We start from the raw sequence: 13859 nt of genomic DNA, 5'->3' as shown, positions 1-13859 counted from the left end.
CTGTATTTATTCTGTATTTCACTTTTTGTTAAGTATCAAAACTGCTTCCTCAGCTGATCTCCCCTCATGAACAATCATCGCCGCTGCCTTTACGAATTTGTCAGGACTCTTGTGCTGGAAAGCGTTTCTTCCGATTGAAACACCGGCAGCACCGCCCTGCATTGCCCCTTCTATAAGCTTCATGGTCGATAAATCATCCGTCTTTGATCCACCGGCGATTACAACCGGGACATGACAGCCCTTTGTAACTTCCCTGAATGTGTCCGGGTCTCCTGTGTATACCGTCTTTACTATGTCTGCACCCAGTTCAGAGGCTACACGTGCGGCAATTTTTATCGAATCGATCATATTGTCGTCATTTATTTTTTTGCCCCTCGGGTACATCATTGCCAGAAGAGGCATCCCCCATTCAATGCACTCAATAGCAGTCCGCCCAAGGTCTGAAAGCATTCTCGCCTCTGATTCTGCTCCGACATTTACATGCATGGATACTCCGTCGGCACCCATCTTAAGAGCGTTCTGGACAGTGTTTACCATAACCTTGTCATTGGGATCAGGCCCGAGGTCTGTGCTTGCAGAAAGGTGAAGTATCAGCCCGATATCAGGGCCGCCCTTTCTGTGGCCGTGCAGAGCAAGGCCCATATGCCCGATAACAGCATTTGCACCGCCTTTTGCCACAAGATCCACACTTCTTTCAAGGTCTATAAGTCCCGGTATCGGGCCTGAAGATACCCCGTGATCCATCGGAACAATTACGGTTGTTCCTGTATCCCTTTTCATAATTCTTTCAAGTCTGATGTCTTTTCCTCTCATTTTCCGATTCTCTCCTGGATAATTTTTAATTTTTACAAAACCTGTACAGTGCTGACGGAAAATTCCCTTAAAAATTTATAAACCTATTCACAGGTTTTTGGAAAAATTTCCGACAGCACGACTTTCAGAATCTATACCAAAAGCCAAAGCTAAAGAAATACGCAAAAAAATAACGATAATAACCAAAAAACGCGTCCGCTATCCCGGACAAAAGTTTCAAAAGATTTTTTTCTGCGATTTTTGTGCGGGATACGGTGCCGTGGCTATCAGAGATAAAAACCCTCACCGGCAAAAAAACATTCACCACACATTAATTTATTAAAGTGTATTTTATCACGTATAAACTCATCGCCGTTATGAAGAATGATACCCCGTTCTCACCGCTTTTTATTTCTTTTTGCACTGAAAAATCCGAATATTAAAAACACAAATATCGCAGCCAGATTTAAAAACAATGGAAGGGGCATCTTTTTTAGATCAGTGTTCATTAATCCGGGAGGATTTCTCGTACTCTGCATTTCTCCCCCGCCGCTCTTATCTGCAGGCTTCTCTAAAACAGAATTATCTTCCAAAACAGGCTTTTCATCAGAAGATTTGTCAGTATTTTGTGAACAGGTCTTTTTCCCGCCCAGTGCAATCATTGTTAAATCGTATGTTTTTGCTTTGAATATGCAGTTTTCACCGTCAAAGCAGGTGTAAACCGTTTGAAAGCTCTTCCACTCATTCGTTTTACACTCATAGGAGAGGCATAGGATATCGGCAGGTATAAGATCATTTTCATCCATCCAACTCTTTGGAATTTTAAATTCATATTCAGGACTGCTGACCTGATCCTTATCCGCCCTGAAAACCTCCGGGGTTTCATACCTGTAAACCGGAACTCTCGGATCCGGGATGCCGGCGGGGAGATTCTTTTCTTCCTTTATCGTAATCAGGATCTCGGTAAGATCAGACTGCGTAAAAAAAGAAAATTCAGATAAGGAACCTTTATTCAGGCTGAAGCTTACAGAATCTCCTGCATTGAGCTTTTTGGCGGACATGACATTTGTATCTCTGTTCCCGGCATCCCCTAAAGGAGACTGTGCCTCAATATTAAGGTCCTTCTCTGTTATAGAAGAAACAACAATATATCCGTTTTTTATAATTTCAGTCTTAAGACTGCCGTTCGATGCAATAAGAGTTACATCATAAAACCCGGGGATTTCATATGAATGAACAGGATTTTTTAGTCCTTCGTCTGTTGTATTAAACCACTCGCCGTCACCAAAACTCCAGTTCCACGCTGATGCACCTTTTGAGTCATCAAAGAAAGATACTGTAAGATTTCCTGTTCCGGTCGTTTTGCCGGCATGAAAATTTGCATAAGGTTTAACGATTATATATCCGGTTTTCTCCGTTACTGACTCTCCAAACCTGCTTTTTGCAGACATTGAAACATCATAAATTCCTGGATTTTTGTAGAGATGGGAAGGCGTTTCTTCACCTGAAACGGAACCGTCTCCAAAGTCCCATGAGTATTTCGTTTCTTCTGTTTCTGATGAAATTGAAAAGTGAGTTTCTTCTCCCAAAACCGGACTCAAAGGTGATGCGTCAAAACTGCTTTTTGGAACAAATCCTTCTTCTGCAAACATAAGTTTGTTGTCGGATACAAATGCAACTGAAGGCAGATCGGATTCCGGATTGATTTTTAGCGAACTGCACATCCCGGAATCTCCCTCACTATATAAAGGAAGGATTTTCCAGAGGGAACCCTCATCTGATATGTTTTTTGAGGCAAGCATCAGATCATGCGATGTTGTGTTATAATATGAGATATGCGGGCAGTCCGAACTGTCAAAGTCAAGGGAGGTATAACCGGGAATATCAATATTTCTGCTTCCGTCAACAATCTGATTTGTCCATACCCCGCCGGCCCTAAAGGCATAGTAAAGTGATTTGTCAAAACTGCGTGTATAACTAATAGAAGGATTACCGCTGCTGTTTAGGTCAAGAGAACAAAAAAATCCATAACCTTCCGAATTTTTTACAGATTTCTCACTCCATTTTTCACCATCAAATTCCGCATATATGAGCTTTATTTTATTAATTCCGTATAAAGAATACGAATATACAATAGAGGGCATTTTTGTTGCGGGGTTTATCGATAGAGATGAAAACTGACCTGAGCTGTCACCATAGCTGGAGGAGAAGAAAGAGAACCAGTTTTCGTCTTCTCTTTTATATAAGGAGAGCTTGTTTGAAATATTTGAAAAAGATATGTAAGGGGTTTGATCCTGAACTGCCTTTATTGAGATGCTTTGAAGAACGCCCACATTATTGTCAATCATTTCAGTGCTTTCGACTCTGCCGTCTTTTATCAGGCTATAGTATATTTTGCCCCTGGAGAGAGTTTGGTTAACTGAATAACCGATACAGTGGCCATTTCCAGATTCATCAAAATCAAATGAGATCGAACCGGTCGCTAAAATTCCCGTATCGAGAGGCTCCTGCCAGCCTTCATCATAATATCTGTAATAAAGATGTTTGCCTTCAGAATCGGTATATAAAATTGCAGGATTTTTGGTTACTGGGTTATAAGCAAGGGAGCATAATGAACCCGAGTTGCCATTATCAACTATCGTAAAATTCCATCCGGTCTGAAGCGATGAAACAGATGGAACCATTATAGGAAATATCAAAAACAATAACAGTAAAATGAGAAACCAATCAGAGCGTAAAGCCATTATTCTTCACGTTTTTAAATTTAACAAACCCTATTATATATATTATTTGATTTTTAACAGAAGATAATGTAAGAAACAGACACAAGCCACACTGCCCGTGCATATATTTCATGGAAATAACCACTGAGGTTTTTACCGGATGACACATAATGCCACCCGGTCAGGACTGGAGTATTTTTGGATTGTTCTGGTTTTTGGTATTTTTTTGGAGGTTATTATTCTGGTTTGTTACTATCTGGTCTATCGGGTGTTATGCAGGCTTTGAGACAATTTTTTCCCAATTTCTAATTTCCTGATAACACTCTGATAACTAAGTTTCATCCCGGACTATATATATGAAGTAAATGCTCCGGTTTAACACATATAACAACAGGGTTCAATTGATGTATTAAAATATACCGTGAATGATTCAGGTTAGATATCTGTGATTTTAAATGAAAAAACAAAAAAAGGGAGCTCCTAAAAAAAGGAGAAATGATCCCTTATGGCCTTTTTTTAAAACTGACTTGTTATTATTGTAATTTTCGTATAATGGAGGTTATACAATGCTGGTCTGTTTCGGTGTCACTCCGGGGACTTAAAAAAGGACATCCCTTTTTTATTTTAGTCTCCCGGCAACACTCTGATAACTAAGTTTCATCCGGGACTATATATATGAAGGAAATACTTTCGTTTATCACATTTAACAGACCGGTTCAACTAATGTACCAAAAATTAAACCCTGAATCATACCAGTATTAAAACGTAATTTTTAAAGAGAACAAATGTATTAAATCCACAAACTGAATGGATTTTTCCTGAAAAACAGGAGTCTCCAATTCAGTTTTAACTGGTTTGAAAAAACTGGTTTTTTGGTTTGTTATTATTACACTAATCTGGTATTTTCTGGTTTTTGGAGTTTATTATGCTGGTTTACAATGCTGGTCTGTTCCGGTGTCATCCGGCGATTTGAAAAAACGGAATATTTCCATATTTTATCAAATCCCGGCAACACTCTGATAACTAAGTTTCATCCGGGACTATATATATGAAATAAATACTCCCGTTTATCAGGTTTAACAAAACGGTTCAATGCATGAAACAAACAGATCACTGCCGAAATATTCGATTTTAAAATATCACGACAATATTTGTGAAATCACGGACTGAAAACAATACTGAACTGTTTTCATATGGCATTTTTTCTATATTCCATATGATGAGATGATGTAGTATAACCCGAACATCACCAGAAAAACTCCGCATAAGATGATTATGTATCCGTATATTTTTGTGTTCATCATGTTTTTCCCACGTGACGTACATGTTGAAACAGCTGAAAACCAGCATAGATCAGACATCCAGTGACCTGTTATAAATGCAGCCGCAAATATGGTGCCTGCCTTTAATCCGTCAAGGAGAAAACCGCTGCCTACCGTAAGCCACCATATCCAGAAGTAAGGGTTTGAGGCTGAAGTTATAATGCCGGCCAGATAAGGATTTGTAACAGAAACGGCCTCTTCTCCGGGTAAAACCGGTGAAATCCCACATTTTATGTTTAATATTCCAAAGACTATTAGTGCCACACCGCCTGCAAACCCGATTATATTTGTATATTCCAAAAGGAAAATCGAAAATCCGTAAATTATGACTAATCCAAAAAATGCCTCTATTAGCATATGGCCTGCGGAGATTTTAGGTCCTGCCACCCATCCGGTATCAAGAGAGGACTTAATGGTAGCAATCAGTGTGGGCCCGGGGGCAATTGCACCGGTAAGACCGATTATAAACGACAATGCAAAAAAACCCGTTAATGACTCCATTATTTTCCACCTTTCGACCAGATATCCCTGTTCATACCTCAATCCTTAAAAATTGTGACGATAATATTTTAGATCCACCTAAAATGAACTTTTCTTAAAGATAATCTGAATAAATATAATATGAAAATAATTTTTCAGAAATTTGACCTTTTATAATACTTTTTGATATCCCTAATTACGATGATAATTCAAAACCGAAGGTTCCTGCACACGACACAATTTTTCAGGTCACGTTTAAATAATATACATCTCATTTTATTTTTGCCTGACAAAATTTATTATACTTTTAATTGTATTTAAGGAATTTAAGAACAACCGGGGGGTTTAAAATTAAATCATTTGAAGTAAAACTGGAGGGATTTTCGCCGGATGATGTAATGGATCATCTAAAAATGATAGATGCGAAAAAGATCAGAGCTGTCAAATCGAAAAGAGAGATGACCGGCGAGAAGAGGAAATATACAGAAAAATATTCTGATAAAAAATTACAAATTCCCGGAGTATCATTCAATGTTGAAGATTCAAACGGGGTTTTCAGTGACATTGAGGAACTTTTAATTGCACTGCTAAAAAACGGGGAAGACGAACTTCTTGTAATCCTCTCATCCACAGACGGCTCGAAGATTGCAATGCCCACAACTCTTCCAAAAAAACAGAGAATTGCGATGATGAAAGTTTTTACAGATTATTGCCGGGAAGAGAGAATACAAATCAGTGTTGAATGAGATTTCTGTAAAATTTCATATATTCAATCCTCAGAAAAAGAAGAAAAACTGCAAAAACCCCTCTGAATTAAATAAACAAAATATATTGGATATCTCCTGAAGTTGTATGATATTTGGCTCTGCCAAAAACGTAAACGATAATACCTAAACGTAATTTCAGGGTAAATACCTGCCTTTTTCCTGGATTACCAGATTATCAGAAATATATTATACTCAATTGTCCTTTATGCCAGAAAATGAGATGGGAACATGAAAGAATTTAAGCAGATTATAAGCCTGATAATTTTGGGAATTGTCATAATTCTTGTTTTTTCAGCTTCGGGTTGCTTAGGAAATGATAAGGAAGGCACAAGTTATAGCGGGGCAGGTCCGGAAAGTCAAAAGGGCGGCGGTTTTGGTGATGAAACCGGGAAAATTCTCCAGGAAATAAGTATTCTTCCGACAGGTGAACTAACCGAAGAGGAGGAAAGTGATATTCTCTATATTGCAAAAGAAGAAAAACTGGCCAGAGACTGCTATCTTGACTATTATGAAAAATGGGGCTATAAGGTTTTTTCAAACATTGCAGAATCCGAACAGACCCATATGAAAAATCCGTTTTTCCTCTATTTTTTCACCATCTGTTGAAATCTCATAATTTCAGGAGATCAAATACATATCGTGAAATGCCCGGACAAACATTTCCGCATCTTTTGAAAAACTCCGTTTCAAGCCCTGCTCCCCTGAATCTGCAAATTTTTTCATCTTTTTCATTGTCAGGTATAAACGTGTATAAATGAATTTTTCCGCCGGTTTTAACAACATCCAAAACGGTGTCAACAATATTTTCCATTCCGTACGCTGCCGGAACTATCGCACGGTCAAATTCAAAATCAAAAATACGGGCCAGATCGCATGCATCCCCGTTCACAACATCGATATTTCCACTGACTCTGTTAAGCACTGCATTTTTTCTTAAATAGCGGCATGCAACAGGATTCTTTTCGAGACAAACCACAGATGCCCCAAAGGATGCCGCCGGAACTGCAAAAGGGCCTGCACCTGAAAAAGGGACTATAACATCTTCACCCGGGGAAACCATAGATGAAACACGTCTCCTCTCAGACAAAAGCCGGGGATTGAAAAAAACCCGGGCAAGATCAATATTATAGATGAATCCAAACTCTTTGTGTGTCGTAACGGTTTTGTTTTCACCCCAGATCACCTCAAAACCCGGTGTTCTGAAATCACCCTCAAGCATTGTCCTCTTTAAAAGAACGGTCTTTATATTCCGCCTGCTCTTTGCAATTGCCCTGCCTGTTTCATATTTATTGTGCAACTGATCAGACGGCAGGGAAATAACTGCAATATCCCCAAGAACATCAAAGTGCTTTGGAAGTATTTTGCCTTTATCTTCTCTTAATCTCTCTTTTTCGTAATGATTTATTATTGGTTTCATTTTTGAAAGCCTTTTTAATTATATATATTCCACCGGAAAAACGTCTCTATAAAATATGAAAACTCTCGCTTGAACCTTTTTTTTAGTTTTTGCAAAAGATTTTCGTTAATCTGTTCAGGAGAATATAGACCAGGGCTGAAGTGATTATCCCATTTAAAGGGGGTATCCCAAATCCGGGAAGGGCAGCAAGACATCCTGCAATGTAGGCCATGAGACCTGCATAGTTAAAATCAGGATATAGGCCATCTTTTTTCTCTGATAGCTTTTCATATGCCCCTTTTCTGACAAAAAAGAAGTCTGCCATAATTATTCCACCGATTGGCGGTATCAGGAGACCAAGCCATTCCATATAGGGAATCAGCCATTCATACATCCCGAGAATCGCAATAACCGTCCCTATCCCCGCACCTGCAAGTGTAATCGCACGCCTGCGGTTTGTGTTAAGAAGATTGCATCCGGCAACAGAGAAGTTGTATATTGTGTTGTCCTGTGTTGTCCAGATGTTTGCAAAAAGCATTACAATTCCAAATAATAAAAGCCCCTGAATTGCAAGAATATTAACAATATCTGATTCCTGATACACAAGGGCGCCTATCGCACCTCCGAAAAGCATCAGGCCATTTCCTATAAAAAATGCGATAACGGATGCAGATACAGCCTCTTTTTCTGTTCTTGCAAACCTCGTCCAGTTGGTCGCCTGTGTACCTCCGGAAATGAAAGTCCCGACAACGATTGTTATCGCCTGTCCAACTCCCATCGCCTCCATTGGTATGATTTTAAAAAGACCTGATATCCCTCCGGCATCTGATATTGCAACCCACATACTAAAAATCAGCAGAATGACAATCAGCGGAACAGAGATTTTAGAAAGCCACTCAAGTCCCCTGTACCCTATATATGCGGTCTGGCAGAAGGCAAAGCCAAAAAAAATCATCAGCAGAATCTGCCATGAATCATCAAGGCCCAGTAGTGATGAGAGAACTATTGCAATCGTTGCTGTCCCCCATGCATACCAGCCCACCTGGGTTGCTGAGAGAAGAAGATCGGCCCACTTGCTCCCGAGCCTTCCAAAACAGAATCTGCCCATCAAAACAGTGTTAAGGCCGCTCTTTGAGGCAATATATGAAAGAATGGCAACATAAGCCGAAAGCAGGATATTTCCTGCGACAATTATCAAAACCAGATCAGGCCATATTTTAAAGGACACACCAAGTGTCCCCCCTGCCCACATTGTCGCAGAAAAAAAGGTGAAACCTAAAAGAACACTCAGTATAGACGAAAAGCCGTGTCTTGCATCATAAGGGACTTCCGAGAGCGGATAATCCTCTACATTTTCAGTTTCGCTCATTATTGTAATTCCGGATAAACCCGGGCAGTCGCAAAAATTCCCGCTGTTTATATGTTAGACAATCTGCAGTCTCCAATATATTTGTCAAAAGATTTCTTATAACATTGAGTTGCAATTAGCTCTTTAAAATGCTTTATCGTAAAATCCCAAAAACCGGAGATGAACTCTCCATCCTAGGATACGGATGTATGCGGCTTCCGGAGAAAAACAAAAAGATCGACTGGGAAAGAGCGAAAAAACAGATCAGATCTGCAATTGACAACGGCGTAAATTACATAGACACTGCCTGGCCGTACCATATGGGTGAGAGTGAATCGTTTTTGGGAGAAGTCCTAAAAGACGGTTACCGTGACAAAGTCCGGCTTGCAACCAAACTTCCGGTATGGCTTGTAAAAAACAGGGATGATGCAGACTTTTTTTTAAACGCACAGCTCATAAAACTTCAGACCAAAACGATTGACTACTACCTCCTCCACAATCTTGACAAAAACAGCTGGGAAAAGGTAAAAGCACTTGGACTAACGGATTTTCTCGACACCGCAAAGAGAGACGGCAGAATCAGGTATGCAGGTTTCTCCTTTCATGGCGATCCCGACACATTCAGAGAGATTGTCGACTCTTACGACTGGGAGTTTTGCCAGATTCAGTATAATTTTCTGGATATCGAAAACCAGGCAGGAAAACAGGGCCTTTTGTACGCGGCAGAAAAAAACCTCGGCGTAATCATAATGGAGCCTCTCAGGGGAGGGGCTCTTACCAGGAATGTGCCTGCCGGCATAAAGGAGATCTGGGAGAGGGCGGATTTTGGCGACACTCCTGCTGAATGTGCTCTCAGATGGATATGGAATCACCAGGAGGTTACAGTCGTTTTATCAGGCATGAATGAGGAGGAGCACATAAAAGAAAACCTGAATACCGCGTCCGGTTCATACCCGGGAATACTCTCAAATAAAGATATTCTCCTCGTGGAAGAGGTGCGTAAAAAATACATGGAGCTTATGAAAGTCCCCTGCACCGGATGCCGCTACTGTATGCCGTGTCCATCCGGTGTGGATATTCCGTCATGCTTCGATATCTACAATTCATACCATCTCTCAGGCGACAGAAAATCCGCACAGTTCATGTACCTTGGACGGCTCGCAGGTGTTGCCGGGGACAAAGCTGGTGCTTCACTTTGCACAAATTGTGGAAAGTGCTTAAAAAACTGCCCCCAGCATATCAATATTCCAAAGGAGCTCAAAGAAGTCAGCGCAGAGTTTGAAGGCCGCCTGACAGCTTTAATCGTGCCTTTTGTAAAATTTTATTTTGAAATAAAAAGGCGTTTAAAACATTAAATAAGCCTACATTATATTTTTTCAGGGATTCATAAAAGGTTATGAAAGGCTACTTTATTCTGCCTGAGACTTAACTTTTATATCCTCTAAAGGCAATTTTCAAGACATACATTATGACCGGGGATCGGGGAATTTCCAGTACAATTCATAAATTTAAATCTTATTTAGAGTCACGGACTCAATTAAAAAACAGGGGGTAATTAATTGTCAGATAATAAACGGGAAGCTTCATACATTGAACTTCACAGAAACGGAACTCTTAAAGAGAGGGAATGGAAGGCAAAACTCTGCCTTGAAAACTGTCGTCTCTGTCCCAGAAAATGCGGCGTTGACAGAACTTCAGGTGAAGCGATGTACTGCAAAGGAGGGGAACTTCCAAAGATAGCAGCTTTTGGTTCTCATTTTGGAGAGGAAGAGGTGATATCAGGAACAAGAGGCTCGGGAACTATTTTTTTCACCGGCTGTACCCTTAGCTGTCTTTTCTGCCAGAATTATGAGATAAGCCACCTTGGAGAAGGCAGGGAATACCAGGAAACAGACCTCTCCTCAATGATGCTTGATCTTCAGAAGGCAGGCTGTCACAACATAAATCTTGTATCCCCTACCCATTTTGTTCCCCAGATTATCGGGGCTCTGAACAAAGCCGCAGAAAAAGGCTTTAATTTACCTCTCGTCTACAATGCAGGGGGATATGAGAATGTTGAGACAATCAGGCTTCTTGACGGCATAGTTGATATATACATGCCGGATATAAAATTCGGAGATGACAAAACTTCCAGATTCTTATCGGATGCGCAAAATTATACGCATCATATGAAGGCCGCGTTAAAGGAAATGTACAGGCAGACAGGTGATCTTGAACTGGATGAAAACGGGATTGCAAAGAGAGGACTATTAATCCGGCATCTTGTCCTTCCAGAAAATCTATCCGGAACAAACGAAGTATTCCGGTTCATTTCAGAGGAGATCTCAAAAGATACATACGTAAGCATAATGAGTCAGTACACTCCGGCAGGGAACACGGATTTCCTAAAATCCACAGGCCTTTTTAGGAAAATAACCGATAATGAATACAGAGAGGCAAAAAAAACAGCACATTCTTACGGTCTTCACAGGGGATTTTCATAAAATAAGTGGATGAAAATAATTTCCCGAGGCATTCTCTGATGAAATGGAAATCCCATTTTCAAACAAAATTCAATTAAAACGGGGAAGGCAATATCTCATCACGTTTGCAAACTGATTTGCACGTAAAAAAAGCGGTCGTAAGTTATGGAAGAACAATATTCTCCTGAAATTTCAGACATATACGAGTTAAAGGCGGAAAGTCTTTCAGTTGCGTTCGAAGGAAAAAAAATACTCTCAAATGTTTCCTTTGATGTAAAGAAAGGGGACTGCATTGCCCTTACAGGTCCTTCAGGCTCGGGTAAAAGCACAATTTTGAGATGCCTTAACAGACTCAATTCAAATTACTCAGGCAAGATCAAGCTACGCGGAAAAGATATCTCACTCTGTGATCCTGCAACCGTCAGGAGATATATAACACTCACAGGACAGATACCGGCAATGTTCCCGGGCACAGTCCTTTTTAACCTTCAGTACCCGTTTAGCTTTAAAGCCAACGCAAATATCAAAAAACCTGATTTTAACAGTCTTTTAAAAAGCGTGGGCCTCCCGTCCGAATTTCTTTTCATGGATGCGGAGAAGCTTTCAGTCGGAGAACAGCAGAGAGTTGCAATTGCAAGGGCACTTGCCCTCTCACCAAAAATACTTCTTCTTGACGAGCCGACCGCCTCACTTGACGAGATCTCAAAATATGTCCTGGAAGACCTTATCATAAAACTGAATACTCAAACCGGAATTACAATCATCTTTGTAACTCATGACAACAGTCAGGCAGAAAGGGTGGCAAAAAGAATTTTCAGAATTGAAGACAGGCGTCTTCGGGAAATTTTATGATTGAGGATGCATACAACCCTGTTTTGGGGATATGGAATCTAATATTCTCTTTCGTCCTGATTATTATTGTAATCGCAATATCACATAAAGTCAGGCTTGAGATCGAAAAAGAGATACTGATTGCAGTTTCAAGGGCGGTTGTGCAGCTGATGGCGGTTGTAATTGTTATTGCCGCAATATTTGAAACAGGCAGCCTGGCACTTGTCTTTGCAGCCCTTTTTGGCATGCTGCTTTTTGCCGCCAAAAACTCGGCAGACAGGGCGGATAAAATAAAAGATCCGATGCATATCACCCTGCCGGCCATAGGTGCCGGTGCCGGATCAATTATCCTGATACTGATTATAATGGGTGTAATCCCTCTCAAACCCGAGTATCTTATACCAATAGGAAGCATGGCGATAGGCGGAACAATGATAGTCTGCTCACTTGTCCTCAACCGGTACACAGCAGAGCTCTCATCCCATAAGGCACAGATAGAAGCCGCATTATGCCTTGGTGCAGAAAATGGCGAGGCTCTTATGCCACACGTCCGTCAGAGTGTCAGGGCATCTTTGATTCCTACAATAGACAGGCTGAAAACTCTCGGAATAGTGATTCTTCCAGGAGCCATGGCCGGCCTAATAATAGGAGGAGTAAATCCAATCTGGGCAGCTGAATATCAGCTTGTAATTATGTTTATGATATTCTCATCAGAGACCCTTGCATCGGTAATTGCAGTAAAACTGCTTGAAAAGAGATTTGATGTAAATAAAATCTGATTTATTGAAAAAACGGTCTTTTTTTTTGTAAAATACTGCCTGCGGATCATATTTTCAGAGGACAGGATTCAAATCATAAAGAGTACTAAAAGATTATCATGGGGAGGATTATCGATTATAATGAATTCTGGAAACTTGCTGTTAAAAGGCGTCCCTCATTTAAAAAGGAAGAGGACGATCCCGGCGCCTCATGGGATAAACGAGCCGATTATTATGACAGTTCTGTAAGGGAAAACCTGACACATACCCTGAAAGACATTTCTTTTCTCGATTTAAAACCGGATGACACCGTTCTGGATGTGGGTGCAGGAACCGGCCGTCTGGCAGTCCCAATCTCTGCAAAAGTGAAAGCGGTGACTGCAATAGATCCCTCTGCAAGAATGCTCATGTATCTCAGGGACAACATGATCGAAAGCAAAAGGAGGAACTGCCGCTGCGTTCAGAAAAGGTGGGAGGATGTCTGCCTGAAAAAAGATCTTGACCCTCATGATGTAGTTATATCAGCCTTTTCGATGGGTTTTGCCGATGCCAGATGGGCCCTTGATAAACTGCACAGGGCATCAAAGCGAATGGTGTACATATACTGGTTTGCAGGGAAAAGACGCGATGACGAATTTTTAAAATATATCGCAGATAAGATGGGCAAAAATAATGTCGAAAAGCCTCACTTCCCGGATTATATCTGTATAATGAATGTCCTCCACGATATGGGCATATATGCAGATTTAAAAATATATCAATATGAATGGCATAATACCTACAGAAACATCGAGGATGCCGTCTCAAAAGCACTCCTGAACAGAAGGATTACTGCAGATGAAAAAAGTTACGCATATGAATACTTTGAAAAAACACTTAAAAAAGAAGAAAACGGACTCTATAGCCAAAAAATAAAAACATCAACTGCCCTGATATCATGGAATGTTGAAGAAACATCCTATACTTCCGATTTTGTCTGA

12 protein-coding genes are annotated in these 13859 nt (G+C 40.5%); 7 read left to right on the top strand and 5 right to left on the bottom strand.

Annotated elements, in window-relative coordinates; genetic code table 11:
• Positions 1 to 18: 18 nt before the first annotated feature.
• The 3 genes from F1737_RS11250 to F1737_RS11240 all read right to left on the bottom strand — a co-directional run bounded on the left by F1737_RS11250 (position 19) and on the right by F1737_RS11240 (position 5338).
• Positions 19 to 813, bottom strand: coding sequence for a 2-amino-3,7-dideoxy-D-threo-hept-6-ulosonate synthase (locus F1737_RS11250; RefSeq protein WP_317136674.1), 795 nt, complete (start codon positions 811 to 813; stop codon positions 19 to 21).
• A gap of 377 nt (positions 814 to 1190) precedes the next feature.
• Complete coding sequence (locus tag F1737_RS11245) at positions 1191 to 3476, bottom strand: PKD domain-containing protein (protein ID WP_317136673.1); 2286 nt, start codon at positions 3474 to 3476, stop codon at positions 1191 to 1193.
• 1244 nt (positions 3477 to 4720) lie between these two features.
• Positions 4721 to 5338 carry a LysE family transporter gene (locus F1737_RS11240; RefSeq protein ID WP_317136672.1) on the bottom strand — a complete coding sequence of 206 codons (618 nt, stop codon included), beginning with the start codon at positions 5336 to 5338 and terminating at the stop codon, positions 4721 to 4723.
• Positions 5339 to 5715: 377 nt separating this feature from the next.
• On the opposite strand from F1737_RS11240, the gene F1737_RS11235 reads away from it, so the two are divergent.
• Together F1737_RS11235 and F1737_RS11230 are read left to right on the top strand one after the other, a co-directional pair.
• A complete protein-coding gene (locus F1737_RS11235) occupies positions 5716 to 6063 on the top strand; it encodes a hypothetical protein (protein WP_317136671.1) in 348 nt (115 codons plus the stop codon).
• A gap of 249 nt (positions 6064 to 6312) precedes the next feature.
• Positions 6313 to 6690: a DUF2202 domain-containing protein gene (locus tag F1737_RS11230; protein WP_317136670.1), complete on the top strand. Its 378-nt coding sequence runs from the start codon at positions 6313 to 6315 to the stop codon at positions 6688 to 6690.
• 4 nt (positions 6691 to 6694) lie between these two features.
• Here the strand turns inward: F1737_RS11230 and F1737_RS11225 are convergent, their stop codons facing one another.
• Together F1737_RS11225 and codB are read right to left on the bottom strand one after the other, a co-directional pair.
• Positions 6695 to 7501 carry a class I SAM-dependent methyltransferase gene (locus tag F1737_RS11225; RefSeq protein WP_317136669.1) on the bottom strand — a complete coding sequence of 269 codons (807 nt, stop codon included), beginning with the start codon at positions 7499 to 7501 and terminating at the stop codon, positions 6695 to 6697.
• 82 nt (positions 7502 to 7583) lie between these two features.
• Positions 7584 to 8849 (bottom strand): cytosine permease, encoded by a 1266-nt coding sequence (gene codB / locus F1737_RS11220; RefSeq protein WP_317136668.1) that lies wholly within the window; start codon positions 8847 to 8849, stop codon positions 7584 to 7586.
• 128 nt (positions 8850 to 8977) lie between these two features.
• On the opposite strand from codB, the gene F1737_RS11215 reads away from it, so the two are divergent.
• From F1737_RS11215 to F1737_RS11195, 5 genes are all read left to right on the top strand, one after another.
• On the top strand, positions 8978 to 10183 hold the full coding sequence (locus F1737_RS11215) for an aldo/keto reductase (RefSeq protein ID WP_317136667.1): 1206 nt from the start codon (positions 8978 to 8980) through the stop codon (positions 10181 to 10183).
• A 204-nt stretch (positions 10184 to 10387) separates the two neighbouring features.
• Positions 10388 to 11311 (top strand): radical SAM protein, encoded by a 924-nt coding sequence (locus F1737_RS11210; protein WP_317136666.1) that lies wholly within the window; start codon positions 10388 to 10390, stop codon positions 11309 to 11311.
• 144 nt (positions 11312 to 11455) lie between these two features.
• Positions 11456 to 12142 carry an ABC transporter ATP-binding protein gene (locus F1737_RS11205; protein ID WP_317136665.1) on the top strand — a complete coding sequence of 229 codons (687 nt, stop codon included), beginning with the start codon at positions 11456 to 11458 and terminating at the stop codon, positions 12140 to 12142.
• Positions 12139 to 12900, top strand: a complete 762-nt coding sequence (locus F1737_RS11200; protein WP_317136664.1) for an ABC transporter permease — start codon at positions 12139 to 12141, stop codon at positions 12898 to 12900. Before F1737_RS11205 ends, F1737_RS11200 begins: the two co-directional genes overlap by 4 nt.
• A 98-nt stretch (positions 12901 to 12998) precedes the next feature.
• Complete coding sequence (locus tag F1737_RS11195) at positions 12999 to 13859, top strand: class I SAM-dependent methyltransferase (RefSeq protein WP_317136663.1); 861 nt, start codon at positions 12999 to 13001, stop codon at positions 13857 to 13859.

Origin of the sequence: Methanoplanus sp. FWC-SCC4 (assembly GCF_032878975.1) — an archaeon.
Classification (GTDB): domain Archaea; phylum Halobacteriota; class Methanomicrobia; order Methanomicrobiales; family Methanomicrobiaceae; genus Methanochimaera; species Methanochimaera problematica.
Note: the sequence above shows the minus strand (reverse complement) of the source record. Positions and strands in the feature narration are given on the sequence as shown.